The sequence below is a fragment of the Kitasatospora xanthocidica genome (genome assembly GCF_014656195.1).
Lineage (GTDB): Bacteria > Actinomycetota > Actinomycetes > Streptomycetales > Streptomycetaceae > Kitasatospora > Kitasatospora xanthocidica.
This window is the reverse complement of record NZ_BNBY01000007.1, coordinates 96,212-111,246: the sequence shown is the minus strand read 5'-3', so window position 1 is coordinate 111,246 and position 15,035 is coordinate 96,212. Positions and strand designations below refer to the sequence as shown.

13 protein-coding genes are annotated in these 15,035 nt (G+C 73.8%); 9 read left to right on the top strand and 4 right to left on the bottom strand.

Annotated features, from left to right (window positions below; translation table 11 throughout):
* Positions 1-53: 53 nt before the first annotated feature.
* Together IE332_RS14995 and IE332_RS14990 are read right to left on the bottom strand one after the other, a co-directional pair.
* Entirely contained in the window at positions 54-2,135 is a 2,082-nt protein-coding gene (locus IE332_RS14995) for a transglycosylase domain-containing protein (RefSeq protein ID WP_229928611.1), read from the bottom strand.
* A gap of 251 nt (positions 2,136-2,386) precedes the next feature.
* The gene (locus IE332_RS14990) at positions 2,387-3,472 is read right to left on the bottom strand and encodes a pyridoxal-phosphate-dependent aminotransferase family protein (RefSeq protein ID WP_189916341.1); all 1,086 of its coding nucleotides are present in this window, start codon (positions 3,470-3,472) and stop codon (positions 2,387-2,389) included.
* Between the two features lie 104 nt (positions 3,473-3,576).
* Here IE332_RS14990 and IE332_RS14985 point away from each other — a divergent pair, with 104 nt between their 5' ends.
* From IE332_RS14985 to IE332_RS14950, 8 genes are all read left to right on the top strand, one after another.
* Positions 3,577-4,668 (top strand): amidohydrolase family protein, encoded by a 1,092-nt coding sequence (locus IE332_RS14985; protein ID WP_189916340.1) that lies wholly within the window; start codon positions 3,577-3,579, stop codon positions 4,666-4,668.
* Positions 4,669-4,804: 136 nt separating this feature from the next.
* Positions 4,805-5,482 carry a uracil-DNA glycosylase gene (locus IE332_RS14980; RefSeq protein WP_189916339.1) on the top strand — a complete coding sequence of 226 codons (678 nt, stop codon included), beginning with the start codon at positions 4,805-4,807 and terminating at the stop codon, positions 5,480-5,482.
* 147 nt (positions 5,483-5,629) lie between these two features.
* Complete coding sequence (locus tag IE332_RS14975) at positions 5,630-6,649, top strand: SCO1860 family LAETG-anchored protein (protein ID WP_189916338.1); 1,020 nt, start codon at positions 5,630-5,632, stop codon at positions 6,647-6,649.
* A 167-nt stretch (positions 6,650-6,816) separates the two neighbouring features.
* Positions 6,817-7,839, top strand: coding sequence for a glutamine synthetase (glnII, locus tag IE332_RS14970; protein WP_189916337.1), 1,023 nt, complete (start codon positions 6,817-6,819; stop codon positions 7,837-7,839).
* Between the two features lie 300 nt (positions 7,840-8,139).
* Complete coding sequence (locus IE332_RS14965) at positions 8,140-9,237, top strand: LLM class flavin-dependent oxidoreductase (protein WP_189916336.1); 1,098 nt, start codon at positions 8,140-8,142, stop codon at positions 9,235-9,237.
* 128 nt (positions 9,238-9,365) lie between these two features.
* Positions 9,366-9,953 carry a hypothetical protein gene (locus IE332_RS14960; RefSeq protein WP_189916335.1) on the top strand — a complete coding sequence of 196 codons (588 nt, stop codon included), beginning with the start codon at positions 9,366-9,368 and terminating at the stop codon, positions 9,951-9,953.
* Entirely contained in the window at positions 9,950-10,486 is a 537-nt protein-coding gene (locus tag IE332_RS14955; RefSeq protein WP_189916334.1) for a hypothetical protein, read from the top strand. The genes IE332_RS14960 and IE332_RS14955 overlap by 4 nt, the downstream gene beginning before the upstream one ends.
* Complete coding sequence (locus IE332_RS14950) at positions 10,483-11,298, top strand: MOSC domain-containing protein (protein ID WP_229928610.1); 816 nt, start codon at positions 10,483-10,485, stop codon at positions 11,296-11,298. Before IE332_RS14955 ends, IE332_RS14950 begins: the two co-directional genes overlap by 4 nt.
* Before the next feature lie 64 nt (positions 11,299-11,362).
* On the opposite strand, the gene cobC is transcribed toward IE332_RS14950, so the two are convergent.
* Together cobC and IE332_RS14940 are read right to left on the bottom strand one after the other, a co-directional pair.
* On the bottom strand, positions 11,363-12,406 hold the full coding sequence (gene cobC / locus IE332_RS14945) for an Rv2231c family histidinol phosphate aminotransferase CobC (protein WP_189916333.1): 1,044 nt from the start codon (positions 12,404-12,406) through the stop codon (positions 11,363-11,365).
* Entirely contained in the window at positions 12,403-13,734 is a 1,332-nt protein-coding gene (locus tag IE332_RS14940; protein ID WP_189916332.1) for a cobalamin biosynthesis protein, read from the bottom strand. Before IE332_RS14940 ends, cobC begins: the two co-directional genes overlap by 4 nt.
* Before the next feature lie 331 nt (positions 13,735-14,065).
* Here IE332_RS14940 and IE332_RS14935 point away from each other — a divergent pair, with 331 nt between their 5' ends.
* Complete coding sequence (locus tag IE332_RS14935; RefSeq protein ID WP_189916331.1) at positions 14,066-15,034, top strand: alkaline phosphatase family protein; 969 nt, start codon at positions 14,066-14,068, stop codon at positions 15,032-15,034.
* Position 15,035: the final 1 nt, after the last annotated feature.

Below are 15,035 nucleotides of genomic sequence, written 5' to 3'. Positions count from 1 at the left end.
CCCCGGTCGGTCGACCGGGGCCGTTCGATGTTCCGACCGGATCGGCGAAGCGGTCAGCGCTGGCGGCCGGCCGGAGTGGTGGGCGGCGCGCCCGTGCCGGAGCCGGTTCCGGTGGCGTTCTGGTCGGGCCTGGGGGCCGGGTCGGGGATGTCGGCCATCGGCAGGTTCTGCTTGGGCGCACCTCGCAGGGCCTGGTTCATGGCGTCGCGCCAGATCGGCCCGGGGCCGGTGGCGCCGAACACCTCGTCGTAGTGCTCCCCGTTGATGGTGATGTCGCGCATCTCGACCCCGCCGTCGGGCCCCCCGAGCCAGACGGCGGCGGCGAGTTGGGGGGTGTAGCCGCTGAACCAGGCGGCCTTCTTGTGGTCGGAGGTGCCGGTCTTTCCGGCGATCTGCCGGTTGCCGTCCAGCTTGAGCGCGGAGCCGGTGCCGTCCACGGTCACGCCGTTCAGGATGGTGTTGATCGCCTTCGAGGTCTCGTCGGAGATGACCTTCTCGCAGTGGCCGGCCGGGACGGGCACGTTCTTGCCGTCCATCGTGGTGATCCGGTCGATGGCGACGGGGTCGCAGTGGGTGCCCCCGGCGGCGAAGGTCGCGTAGACGTTCGCCATGGTCAGCGGGCTCATCTCCTCGACGCCCAGGGCCATCGCGGGCACCTCCTTGAGGGGCTTGCCGCTGGCCATGGAGGTGATGCCGAACTTGTTGACCATCTGCTTGACCGCGCAGAGGCCGATCTCCTGCTCCATCTGCACGAAGTAGGTGTTGATGGAGCGCGCCATGGCCTCCTTCAGCTGGTACGGGCCCTTCTCGTTCGGGGACTCGTTGGGCACCACCGTCTTGGGCCGGCCGTCGTTGCGCCAGGTGCCCTCGCAGGTCTTCATGGTCGGGTACTCGAGCTTGTTCGGGGACGAGTACTCCTGGGTCGTCGGCAGGCCCGCCTCCAGGGCCGCGGCCGCGACGATCGGCTTGAAGGTGGAGCCGGGCTGGAAGCCGGTGCCGCCGCCCATCGCCAGGTCGACGTTGAGGTTGACGGTGGTCTGGTTCTTCTCCTTCACCAGGCCGTACGGGCGGGTCTGGGCCATGGCGAGGATCTTGCCGGTGCCGGGCTCGATCATGGTGGTGGCGGCGGAGACGCTGTCGGTGACCTTCACGTCGCCGCTCACCGCGCCCTGGGCGGCGGCCTGCTTGTCCGGGTCCAGCGTGGTGTGGATGTTCAGGCCGCCGGTGTTCCAGAGCTTCGTGCGCTCCTCGGCGGTCTTTCCGAAAGCCGGGTCCTGCTTCACCACGTGCTTCACGTAGTCGCAGAAGAAGCCCATGCCGGCCTGGGCGGTGATGCAACCGTTGCGCGGCTCGTGGTAGTCGAGGCCGAGCGGGGAGGCCTTGGCCTCCTGCGCCTGCTCGGCGGTGATGTGCTTGTTCTCCAGCATCTTGTCGATGACGGTGTCCCGGCGCTTCTGCGCGGCCACCGGATGCAGCTTCGGGTCGTACTGGAACGGGTTCTGCACGATCCCGGCGAGGGTGGCGGCCTCGGCGACGGTCAGGTCCTTGTTGCTCTTGCCGAAGTAGCGCTCGGAGGCGGCCTGCACGCCGTAGGCGCCGTTCCCGTAGTAGGTGATGTTGAGGTAGTTGGTGAGGATCTGGTCCTTGGGCAGCTCCTTGTCCAGCTTGATCGCGATCTTGAGTTCCTGGATCTTGCGGCCCAGGGTCTTGCGCTGGGCCTCCAGGACGGCGTCCTTGTCGTCCCCGGCGATCTCGACGTTGACGTTCTTCACGTACTGCTGGGTCAGCGTCGAGGCGCCCTGCGAGGTGGTGCCGCTCTCGGCGTTCTTGCCGATCGCACGCGCGATGCCCTTGAGGTCGACGGCGCCGTGCTCGTAGAAGCGGGCGTCCTCGATGTCGACCTGGGCGTGCCGCATCAGGGGCGACATCTGCTCGGCCGTGAGGATGGTGCGGTCCCGCGCGTAGACCTTCGCGATCTGCCCGCCCTTGGCGTCGAAGATCAGCGTCGCCTGGGTCAGCGGCGGCGTCTTGAAGTCGTCGGGGATGTCGTCGAAGCCCTCGGCCGTGCCCTTGGCGGTCAGCCCCACGCCCCCGACGAGGGGTAGGGAGATGCCCGCCAGCAGTACCCCTGACACGACGCTCGCGCTCAGGAAGGCCATGCCGAAGCGGGCCAGCCGGAGCGGCCCGCTGCGGGACGGGCGGGGGGCGTCGGCAGTGCCGGTGTTCGTTATGGGTGGGTGTTGTGATGCCACATCACTTTGACGCCACGAACGGGAGAAGAGTTGCATGCGGACGGCCCGGCGGGCGGTATCGGGCGGGATGTCCGGTGCGCGGAACGTCGCCCCGGCGAGTGGTGGCTCGCCGGGGCGACGCGGTCGGGACCCGATCAGGCGACGGCGGTGGCGTTCCAGGCGGTGTCGGCGGCGGTGAGGGCGGGCTCGGCGTCGGCGTCCGTCGCCGCGGCGAGGGCGGTGAGGCAGGCGCGGACGGTGGCGAGGGTGGCCGCCGGGCCGTAGTGGTTGACCCGGAGCATCGTGGCGGCCAGCGCGCCGCCGCCCGGCTGGACGGGCAGGGCCGGGTCGAGACGGGCGGCGAGCTCCGCCGCGTTCAGGCCGTCCGGGGTGCGCAGGGTGGTGGCGACCGGCGCCGCGTGGGCGTCCTCGGCGACGAAGGGGGAGAGGGTGCCGAGGGCGCGGACGCCGGCCCGGGTGGCGGCCGCGGCGGCGCGGTGGCGGGCGATGACGGCGGGCAGGCCGTCGGCGGCGATCCGGTCCAGGCAGGCGCCGAGCGCGAGCATCTCCAACTGGGCCGGGGCGTGCGGGAGTACGGTGCGGCCGGCGTCCGTCCAGCGCTCCTTCCAGTCCAGCAGCGACAGGTAGGAGCGGCGCGGCGCGGCCGGGTTGGCGGCGATCCGCTCCCAGGCCCGCTCGGACACCGAGACGGCGGAGACCCCGGCCGGGCCGCCCATCGCCTTCTGCCCGCCGATGACGCACAGGTCGACGCCCCACGCGTCGGTGAGCAGCGGCTCGGCGGCGACGGAGGCGACCGCGTCGAGCATCAGCAGGGCGCCGTGCTCGCGGACCGCGGCGCCGATCCCGGCCACCGGGTTGGTGTTGCCGGTGGCGGCTTCGGCGTGCACGAGGGAGACGAAGTCGATCGTCGGGTCGGCGTCGAGCGCCTCGGCCACCTGGTCGGCGCTCACCGCGGTGTCGAAGGGCACGGCGAGGTCGACGACGGTCGCGCCGCAGGAGCGCAGCCAGTTGCCGAAGGTCTGCCCGTACGGGCCGGTGACGATGTTGAGCGCGGTGGAGCCCGGGTGCGCGGCGCCGCGGATCGCGGCCTCCAGGGGGAGGAGCGCCTCGCCCTGGGTGACGATCACGTCGGCCTCGGTGTGCAGCAGCGCGGCCACCTTGTCCTCGATCGCCGCGAACTCGGCGGCGCTGAGCGGGGGGAGGTCGAGGAAGGGACTCACGGCTGTTGGACCTTTCGCCTGCGGGACCGGGATGGTGGGTGCCGGAACGAGTCTGCCGCATCCGCGCCGCTTCCACGGAACCCGCCCGTCGGTAGAGTGCGGCCATGAGCGATGGCGCGGTGCTGCACGTGCGGGGTCGGGTGCTGGTCGGTCCCGAGGACGTCCGGGACGAACTCTGGGTGGTGGACGGCCGGGTGAGCTTCACCCGCCCGCCGACCGCCGGGGACGTGCGCACGGTGACCGGCTGGGTGCTGCCCGGCCTGGTGGACGCGCACTGCCACGTCGGCCTGGACGCGCACGGCGCGGTGGACGCCGAGACCAGCGAGAAGCAGGCGCTCACCGACCGCGACGCCGGCACCCTGCTGATCCGCGACGCCGGCTCGGCCGCCGACACCCGGTGGATCGACGAGCGCGAGGACCTGCCCCGGATCATCCGGGCCGGCCGGCACATCGCCCGCACCCGCCGCTACATCCGCAACTACGCGCACGAGATCGAGCCCGGCGACCTGGCCGCGTACGTCCGGGCCGAGGCCCGGCGCGGCGACGGCTGGGTGAAACTGGTCGGCGACTGGATCGACCGCGACCGCGGCGACCTCGCGGCCTGCTGGCCCGGCGACGCGCTGGCCGAGGCGATCGCGGCGGCGCACGAGGAGGGCGCGCGGGTCACCGCGCACTGCTTCTCCGCGGAGTCGCTGCCGGACCTGCTGGCGGCCGGCATCGACTGCGTCGAGCACGCCACCGGGCTGACCGAGGAGCTGATCCCGGTCTTCGCCGAGCGCGGGGTGGCGATCGTGCCGACCCTGGTCAACATCGCCACCTTCCCGGACCTCGCGGCCGGCGGCGAGGGCAAGTTCCCGGCCTGGGCGGCGCACATGCGGCGGCTGCACGAGCGCCGGTACGACACCGTGGGCGCGGCCCACGACGCCGGCATCCCGGTGTTCGTCGGCACCGACGCGGGCGGCTCGCTGGCGCACGGGCTGGTCGCGGACGAGGTGGCGGAGCTGGTGAAGGCGGGGCTGAGCCCGGCCGAGGCGCTGTCGGCGGCGAGCTGGGGCGCCCGGGAGTGGCTGGGGCGGCCGGGGCTGGAGGAGGGCGCGCCGGCGGACTTCGTGGTGTACGGGGAGGACCCGCGGGCGGACGTGCGGGTGCTCGCGGACCCGCGTCTGGTGGTGCTGCGGGGGAGGCCGGTCGGCTGACCGGGCTTCCGGTGGCCGGTCGGGCGGGGCTTCGGGTGGGTCGGTCGGGCAGGGCTTCCGGTGGCTGTCGGCCGCCCCTCGGTCACATGATCATCTGTTGAACGCCCTGTCGGCGTAGGCCGATAGGGTGGCGCCCATGGCACCGCGTCCACTGAACGAGATCGTCGAGCCCGGCTGGGCCACCGCCCTGGAACCCGTCGCCGGACGGGTCGCCGCGATGGGCGACTTCCTGCGCGCCGAACTGGCCGCAGGCCGCACCTACCTGCCGTCCGGCCCGAACGTGCTGCGGGCCTTCCAGCAGCCCCTCGCCGACGTGCGGGTGCTGATCGTCGGGCAGGACCCGTACCCGACCCCCGGCCACGCCGTGGGGCTCAGCTTCTCGGTGGGGCCGGAGGTGCGCCCGATCCCGGCGAGCCTGATCAACATCTTCCAGGAGTACGGCACCGACCTCGGCCTGCCGCAGCCGTCCAACGGGGACCTCACCCCGTGGACGCGGCAGGGCGTGCTGCTGCTCAACCGCGCGCTGACCACCGCGCCGCGCAAGCCCGCCGCCCACCGGGGCAAGGGCTGGGAGGAGGTCACCGAGCAGGCGATCCGGGCGCTGGCGGCGCGCGGCGGCCCGCTGGTGGCGATCCTGTGGGGGCGCGACGCCCGTAACCTGCGGCCGTTGCTCGGGGACATCCCGGCGATCGAGTCGGCGCACCCGAGCCCGTACTCGGCGAGCGGGGGCTTCTTCGGCTCGCGGCCGTTCAGCCGGGCGAACGAGCTGCTGGTGCGGCAGGGGGCGCAGCCGGTCGACTGGCGGCTGCCGTAGCCGGGCCTGGGACGCCCTAGCAGAGTCGAGTCAGCTCGGAACGTCAATCTCACTCCAACGGGTGAAATGACGTTCCGTGTTGCTCATGTGACTGATTGTTCGAGAAGACTGGCGGCTCATCGTTTCATCCTGTGTGGGGGTACCGCCATGTCTTCTCGCCGAATCGTTTCCGCAGCAGCCGTCGTGGTCGTGAGCACGGCGCTCACGGCGCTCGCCGTCGGGCCCGTCCAGGCCGCCCCTTCGGCCGCGCCGGGTGCCGCTTCGGCCGCGCCCGCCCCGGCCGCGGTAGGCAAAGCCCGCGCCGTCACCGCCGAACTCGCGCTGGACGTCAAGCTGTTGAACAACGCGGTGGACGTCCCGGTGAACATCGCGCTGAACAAGGTCGAGTCGCCGGCGCAGCGCGACGGCTCGGTGCTCACCGCGAACGTGGACGGCATCGACCAGCAGGGGCCGGTCACCCTGGTCAAGGCCGACATCGGCAAGTCCGTCACCCGCGTCGACGCCAAGGGCGCCACCGCCTCCGTCAAGCTGGTCAACGCCGACGTGCACGCCCCCGGCCTGCCGGCCACCGCGCTGCTCGGCCTGGAGGCGATGAGCGCCGAGGCGACCTGCCCGGTCGACGGGCAGCCGACCGCGGACGTGGTCGCGCCCGCCAAGCTGACCGTGCTCGGCAAGCCCGTCACCGTCGGCCTGTACGGGCCCACCACGGTGGACGTGCCGCTGATCGGCAGCGTCTCGGTCGAGTTCTCCAAGAAGACCACCACCTCGACCACCGCCGCCGCCTCGGCCCTGGAGGTACAGGTGGAGGTGAACCCGCTCAACCTGAACGTCGCCAAGGTCACCGGGAAGGTCACCGTCGCGTCGGTCGGCTGTGAGAAGCCCGCCGCGCCGTCGTCCGGCCCGTCCGCCACCGGCGGCCCGAGCACCCCGCCCCCCGCCCAGCCGGCCGCCGACACCACCACCTCGCGCGCCGCCGTCCCGCCGGCCGGGACGGGGCAGACGGCGCATGCGGAGAAGCAGCCGGAGAAGCAGCCGGAGAAGCTGGCCAGCACCGGCGGCAGCAGTGCCACCGGCCCGCTGGCGGCCGGGGCCGCCGCCCTGGTCGCGGGCGGAGCGGCCGCGCTGTGGGCCACCCGGCGCCGCCGGGCCGCGCACGCCCGTCGGTGACCGCGTCACCCTGCGGGGCGGGAGTGCCACCCCCGGCACTCCCGCATCGTGATCGTGCCAACGCGGACGGTTGGTTCACATGCGCGTTACATGAGAGGAACAACCGGGAAACGGCGGCTTGCGACGCTACGCGGGCACCCACCACCCAGCAATGCGAGGGACACGTCGTGGCAATCAAGGCCGAGTACATCTGGATCGACGGCACCAAGCCGACCGCGAAGCTCCGTTCCAAGACTCGCGTCCTGCCGAACGCCGACAAGATCCCCACCTGGGGCTTCGACGGTTCCTCGACCAACCAGGCCGAGGGCCACGCCTCGGACCGCGTGCTGGAGCCGGTGAAGGTCACGCCGGACCCGATCCGCGGTGGCGACAACATCCTCGTCCTCTGCGAGGTCCTGGAGACGGACGGCACCCCGCACGAGTCCAACACCCGCTCCCTGCTGCGTGAGGTCGCCGAGAAGTACGCCTCCCAGGAGTCGATCTTCGGCATCGAGCAGGAGTACACCTTCTTCAAGGGCTCCCGCCCGCTCGGCTTCCCGGAGGGTGGCTTCCCGGCCCCGCAGGGCGGCTACTACTGCGGTGTCGGTGCCGAGGAGGTCTTCGGCCGCGAGATCGTCGAGCTGCACCTCGACCGCTGCCTCGACGCCGGCCTGGCCATCTGCGGCATCAACGCCGAGGTCATGCCCGGCCAGTGGGAGTTCCAGATCGGCCCGGTCGACGCGCTGACCGTCTCGGACGACATGTGGATCGCCCGCTACCTGCTCTACCGCACCGCCGAGGAGTTCGGCATCGACGCCACCCTGGACGCCAAGCCGGCCAGGGGCGACTGGAACGGCGCGGGTGCCCACACCAACTTCTCCACCAAGGCGATGCGCGAGGGCTACGAGGCCATCATCACCGCCTGCGAGTCGCTCGGCGCCTCCCAGGAGAAGGTCCTGGAGCACGTCAGCCAGTACGGTGACGACATCCAGTCCCGCCTCACCGGCAAGCACGAGACCGCCCCGTGGAACGTCTACAGCTACGGCGTTTCCAACCGCGGTGCCTCCGTGCGCATCCCGTGGCAGGTCGAGGTGGAGCAGAAGGGCTACATCGAGGACCGTCGCCCGAACGCCAACGTCGACCCCTACGTCGTCACCCGCCTCCTGATCAACACCTGCTGCGAGGCCCTGGAGAAGGCCGGCCAGGTCTGATCCGACGCCCCTGGTGTGTGCGAAGCCCGCAGGCCCCTCCCCCCGCCGGGGAAGGGGCCTGCGGGCTTTCCCGGCGCGGGCCGGCTGATCGTCCGAGGGGCGGGGGCACCCGTGGGCCGGGCGGGAGGTCTTGATCGCGGTGGAGGAGTCCCGGAGAATCGGTCCATGACCGCTCCGGGCCTCCTCCTCGTGCGTCGACTGCACGTCGACCTGGTGCGGGTGTGCGCGGCCGGGTGTCGCCGTCGGTGGATTCCGTAACACCGACCGCAGGCAGCACCGACCGCAGGAGCGTGTCCGTCCATGGCTCTCACCTTCCACTGGTTCCTCCCCACCAACGGCGACAGCCGGCAGATCGTCGGCGGCGGGCACGGCTCCACGCCCGGCACGGCCGGCACGGACCGGCCGCCGAGCGTCGCGTACCTCGGGCAGATCGCCCGCAGCGCCGAGCAGTTGGGCTTCGAGGGTGTGCTGACGCCGACCGGGGCCTGGTGCGAGGACGCCTGGCTGACCACGGCGATGCTGAGCCAGGTGACCGAGCGGCTGAAGTACCTGGTGGCGTTCCGCCCCGGCCAGATCAGCCCGACGCTGGCGGCCCAGATGGCCGCGACCTACCAACGGCAGTCCGGCGGGCGGCTGTTGCTCAACGTGGTGACCGGCGGGGAGTCCGCCGAACAGCGCGCCTACGGGGACTTCCTGGACAAGGACGCCCGGTACGCGCGGACCGGGGAGTTCCTCGACATCACCCGGCGGCTCTGGGCGGGCGAGACGGTCGACCACCACGGGCCCCATCTGCGGGTCGAGCGGGCGGTGTTGAACCGGCTGCCGGACCCGGTGCCGACGGTGTACTTCGGCGGCTCCTCCCCGGCGGCCGGCGACGTCGCGGCGCGGCACGCGGACGTCTACCTGACCTGGGGCGAACCGCCGGCCCAGGTACGGGAGAAGATCGATTGGATCCGCGGACTCGCGGCCGAGCGGGGCAGGACCGTACGGTTCGGGATCCGGCTGCACGTGATCACCCGGGACACCGCCGCGCAGGCCTGGGCGGAGACCGAGCGGCTGCTCGCCGGGATGGACCCGCGCCGGGTGCGGGAGACCCAACGGGCGCTCGCCGAGAGCGAGTCGGAGGGGCAGCGGCGGATGCTCGCGCTGCACGGCGGCTCGGCGCAGCGGCTGGAGGTGTACCCCGGACTGTGGGCCGGCATCGGCCTGCTGCGCGGCGGCGCCGGGACGGCGCTGGTGGGCAGCCACCGGGAGGTCGCGGACCTGATCTGCGAGTACCACGGGCTGGGCGTCGACGAGTTCGTGCTGAGCGGGATGCCGCACCTGGAGGAGGCGTACTGGTTCGGTGAGGGGGTGCTCCCGCTGCTGGCCGCCCGCAACCTGTGGACGCGGCCGTGAGCGGCGAGGCCGGGTGGGGTCGGGTGGCCGGGCGGGGCCGGGTGGCCGGGCGGGACCGGGCGGCGGACCCCCGATCGTGACCCGCAAATCGCTGGTCAACCTCACCCGCCGGACCGAGAATTCATGGCATGACCCAGCAGCCCCTGCTCCTCCTCGACGTGGACGGACCACTCAACCCCTTCGCCGCGCCGAAGCGGCGGCCGGACGGCTACACCACCCACCGCCTGCTGCCCACCTGGTGGGTCGCGAAGCAGGAGCGTCAGGCGGCTGCGCAGGCCAGGCTGGCGCCGCGCGCTTCGCGCGCGAAGCACGCGAAGCGCCCGGTCGGCCGGGTGAAGCCGCTGCGGGTGTGGCTGAACCCGGCGCACGGGCCGGAACTGCTGGCGCTGCCGTACGAGTTGGTGTGGGCCACCGGGTGGATGAGCGAGGCGAACACCCACATCGGGCCGAACATCGGCCTGCCCGAACTGCCGTACATCCGCTGGACGGAGATGTTCGCCGAGGACCCGGACGGGCTGCACTGGAAGACCCGCGACGTGGTCGCCTGGGCGGACGGCCGCCCGTTCGTCTGGCTGGACGACGAGCTCGGCCCGCGGGACGCCGAGTGGATCGCGGAGAACCATCCGGGGCCGGCGCTCACCCTGCACGTCAACCCCCGAATAGGCCTGCTGGCCGACGACTTCGCGACCCTGCGGGACTGGGCGGCCGCCGCGTGACCGGGCGGCCGCTGCTCCTGCTGGACGTGGACGGGCCGCTGAACCCCTACGCCGCGCCCGACACCCGCTGCCCGGAGGGCTACCGGACGCACCGGATGCTCCCCGAGTCGTGGGTGGCCCGCCACGCGCCGCGGCCGCGCGAGCAGGTGGAGCCGCTGCGGGTGTGGCTGAACCCGGCGCACGGGCCGGAACTGCTGGCGCTGCCGTACGAGTTGGTGTGGGCGACCACCTGGATGGACGAGGCGAACACCTTCATCGCCCCGCCCCTCGGGCTGCCCGAACTCCCGTACATCCGCTGGACGGAGGTCTTCGGCGTGGACCCGGACGGGCTGCACTGGAAGACCCGGGACCTGGTCGCCTGGGCGGACGGCCGGCCGTTCGTCTGGGTGGACGACGAGCTCGGCCCGCAGGACATCGAGTGGATCGAGGCGAACCATCCGGGGCCGGCCGTGGCGCTCTGGGTCGATCCCCGGTTCGGGCTGCGGGAGGTGCACTTCCAGGCCCTGCGGGAGTGGGCGGAGGAGGGGGAGTGAGAGCCGGGGGTTCGGGTACGGGCGTCGGCAGGGTCGAGCGGCTGCGGCGCTACCCGGTGAAGTCCCTGCTGGGGGAGGAGCTGGACGGGGCCGAGGTGACCGGGCGCGGCCTGGCCGGGGACCGGGAGCGGGCGCTGCTCGACCTGGTGACCGGGCGGGTGGCCAGCGCCAAGCACCCCCGGCTCTGGTCCGGCCTGCTGGGGTACGCGGCGTCCACCGGGGCGGACGGCGGGGTGGCGATCACCGGCCCGGACGGGCGTGCCGCCGACGAGGCGGAGCTGTCCGAGGCGCTCGGCCGCAAGGTCGCGCTGGTGGCCGAGCGCCCGCCCGGAGCGACGGTCGAGCGGGCCGTGCCGGAGGAGGTGCTGGCACGCGGCATCGCGGCGGAAGTGTCCTTCACGGTCAGTGAGTTGGGCCGCGCGGCGCCCGACGGCGGGTTCTTCGACTTCGCCCCGCTGCACCTGATCACCACGTCCACCCTGGAGGCCACCGGCTCCGCCGCCGAGCGCTACCGGCCGAACCTGGTGATCCGCACCGAGGGCGATGGCTTCGTCGAGAACGCCTGGGTGGGGCGGGAGTTGGCCATCGGGCCGACGCTGCGCCTGCGCGTCCTGGCGCCCACGCCGCGCTGCGCCGTCCCCACCCTGCGGCACGGCCCGCTGTCCCGCCGTACGGAGGCCCTGCGCATCCCGGCCGAGCGGAACCGACTGGTCCCGCTGGACGGCATGCCCGAGCTGCCCTGCGCGGGGGTGTACGCGCGGGTGCTGGCGCCCGGGCCGATCCGGACGGGCGACGGGCTCAGGCTGGACTGAGCGCGACCTGGAGGGTTGGCGCGGCCTCAAGGGCGGAGCGAGGACTCAGGGGCGGAGCGAGGACTCAAGGGCCGAGTACGGCCGCCAGGGCCTTGAGGAAGCGGTCGGTGGTCTCCTCGTCCCGGACGGCGATCCGCAGCCATTCCCCGCCCAGCCCCGGGAAGGTGTCCCCGCGCCGGACGGCGAAGCCGTGCTCGCGCAGCCGGGTCCGGACGGCGGCCGCCTCCGGCAGCCGGATCAGGACGAAGGAGGCGGCCGGCTCGCCGTACAGCCGGACCGACCGGAAGGCGGCCAGCCCCTGCACCAAGTACCGTCGCCAACGGGTGAGTTCGGCGGCGGCCTGCTCCGCCTCGGCGAGGGCCGCCGGGGTGCTGCAGGCCTCGGCGGCGGCCAGCGCCGGGGTGGATACCGGCCAGAGCGGCTGGGCGGCGGCGAGTTCGGCGATCAGCGGCGCGGGCCCGAGCACGTAGCCGATGCGCAGCCCGGCCAGCCCCCAGGTCTTGGTGAGGCTGCGCAGGACGACGACCCGGCCGGGCAGGTCCCGTACCGAGGCGAGGGACTCCCGCTCGCCCGGCACGGTGTCCATGAACGCCTCGTCCACCACCAGGGTCCGGCCCGGCCGGGCGAGCGCGGAGACGGCCGCGGCGGGGTGCAGGACGGAGGTCGGGTTGGTCGGGTTGCCGAGGACGACCAGGTCCGCCTCCTCGGGGACGGAGCCGAGCCGGAACCCGTCCTCGGGGGAGAGCAGCACCCGGTGCACCCGGTGCCCGGCGTCCCGGAGCGCCGCCTCCGGTTCGGTGAACTGCGGGTGGACCACGGCGATGTGACGGGCCGTCGCCACGCGGGCCAGCAGGACGAAGGCCTCCGCCGCGCCCGAGGTGAGCAGCACCTCGTCGACCGGGCGGGCGTGCCGGGCGGCCACGGCGGCGCGGGCGGTGGTCTGGTCGGGGTAGGCGGCCAGGTCGGCGAGGGTGGCCGCGAGGCGCTCGCGCAGCCAGGCCGGGGGCGTGCCGGTGCGGACGTTGACGGCGAGGTCGACCAGGCCGAGCCCGTCGGCGCGGACCTCGGCGTCGCCGTGGTGGCGCAGGTCGGGTTCGGGGGCGGTCACGCGGGGTCTCCTGGGTGGTGCGCGGGGGCGGGTGCGGCGGGCTGTCCGGGTGGGGTGCGCGGTCCGGGCGGTCCGAGTGGCCCGGCCGGGGCTGGCACGCGGTGGACCTCGTACGGGCCGGGCGGCACGGCCAGCCCGGCGCCGTCGTCGCCGAGGGTGACCAGCGCGACGCCGTGCCCGTGGGTGGCCAGCCGTACGGCGGCGCCGGCCGGGTCGACCGGTGTCCCGGAGCCGTCCGTCGCCGTTGCGGCGGCCGCGTCCACGGCGATCCGCCTGGTGGTCGGCCGGAGCGCTCCGGTCGCCGCCTCGACGGCTTCGACCGCCGCCAGCGCCTCGGGCGTCCCCACCACGGCCGAGGCGCGCCGCAGCTCGGCGAGCACGCCCTCGGGCAGCCGGTCGGGCCCGTGGATCCCGTTGGGCCCGCCGGTCCGGTCGGTCCCGTCGTCCCCGAGGTCGACCAGCGCGAGCCGCCCGGGGACGGCGGCCCGGGCGACCGCCACCGTCGCCGTCGCGGACTTCCGCTTGGCGACCACGAGCCGCCCGCCCGGCGCACTCGCCAGCGCGGCCGCCTCGGCGACGCTCGCGGTGCCGACGGCCGCCCCGACCCGGGCGGACGGGTTCGGCACCGGCAGGCCCGCCAGGTCCTGCGCCGGGTGCTCGTCCACCGGCACCCCGCCGAGGCAGTACGCGGCCCAGCGCACCGCCGGGTGGTCCGCCTTGCCCGCCACCGTGGCCAGCCGGGCCACCGCGTCGAGGGCCAGTCCGGTCTCCGCGAGGGTGGCGGTCAGCAGCCGCATCGCCTCGGTCCGGTCGGCACCGGCGGTGGCGCCGATCCCGACGACGAGGGTGCGGGGGAGCACGAGCAGGTCTCCGTCGCCCGGGTCGTCCTGGTCGGTGATCCGCAGGACCGGGGCGTCCGCGGGCGGCACAGACGGCACAGACGGCACCGGCGGCACGTTCGACGAGTGCGGCCCGGCCCCGGTGGGCACCGGGGTGACGCCGAGGGCGGCCGCCACCTCCAGGGACAGTTCCTCGGCGGCCTCCCCGCCGGCCACCGGGATCACCCAGCGCCGCCGCGGGTCCACGCAGAGCAGGGCCGTGCCGCGCGGGAGGTCGACCAGGCCGCCGGTCAGCAGGGAGACGAGGTCCGGGAGGGAGGCGAAGGCGACCACGGCCGGGTAGCGGTGGAGCGCGAAGTGCAGGACGTCGGGCGGCTGGGAGCAGTTGCCGCGGGAGGCCCAGTGGACATGGCTGCTCTCCGGCCAGCGGGCGTGCAGGTCGTCGGCGAGCGGACGGCCCGGCCCGTCGATGGCGACCAGTCCGATCACGTACCGCACTCCTTGCCGTTCCCGGCCCCCGGCAGCGGGCCTCCGCGATCCCACCACGGGCGGCCGGAGGGGGTCAATCGCGGTCTCTATGACGTCCGCCGCCGGGACGCCGCCGGGACGCCGCCGGGACGCCGCCGGGACGCCGCCGGGACCGGCCCGGCCGGAACGCCGCATGTCCACGATCCGGAACGGCGCTCGTCCACGAACCGGATGGTCCGCGCGCGGCAGCTGTTCGCCTGTTCTTCACTTGCCTTGTGCGGTACACGACACCGCTCCGCTCCTACTGTTTGCGGCGCTCCTGCCCCGGCAGCCCCGACACCCGGAGGACCCCATGGCCATCACGCGACCGCGTACCCCCGGCGCCCCCGCATCCTCGTCCGTCCCGACCGGCACCGCGGGCCCTGACCACCGTCCCGCCCGCCGTCGCGTCCGGCGCCCGCTGACCGCCCTCGCCGCCGGCCTCGGCCTGGTCGCCGGCTCGCTCGGCCTGTGGGCCGCGGGCGGCAGCGCCGCCGCCGCCGGCACGGCCGCCGGTCTGCCCTCGCCGGACCATGTGGTGGTCGTCGTGCTGGAGAACCACGCCTACAAGCAGATCATCGGCAGCGGCAGTGCCCCGTACATCAACGGCACCCTGGCGGCCGGCGGCGCGCGGCTGACCCAGTCCTACGGGCTGACCCATCCCAGCCAGCCCAACTACTACATGCTGTTCTCCGGCAGCGCGCAGGGCATCGTCGACGACGGCTGCGTGGACGTCGGCGCCCTCCAGGAGCCCAACCTGGCCTCCGAACTGCTCGCCTCCGGCCAGACCTGGGCCAGCTACAACGAGGGCCTGCCCGCCCAGGGCGCCACCGACTGCCGCGTCGACTCCTACGCGCAGAAGCACAACCCGTGGTTCGGCTTCGGCAACGTGCCCACCGACAGCGCCTTCGGCATGGACGCCTTCCCGGCCGACTTCAGCACCCTGCCCAAGGTCTCCTTCGTCATCCCGGACCTCTGCGACGACATGCACGACTGCTCCGTCGGCACCGGGGACTCCTGGCTGCGGAACAACCTGGACGCGTACGCGCAGTGGGCCAAGAACAACAACAGCCTGCTCGTCGTCACCTTCGACGAGGACAACCGGCTGGCCGGCAACCGCATCCCGACCCTCGTCTACGGCGCCCACGTCGCCCCGGGCAGCTCCACCGCCACCACCTACAACCACTACGACGTGCTGCACACCCTGGAGGACCTGGCCGGGGTCAACGCCCACGCGGGCAACTCGGCCGGCGCCACCGACATCACCGGCATCTGGAACTGAC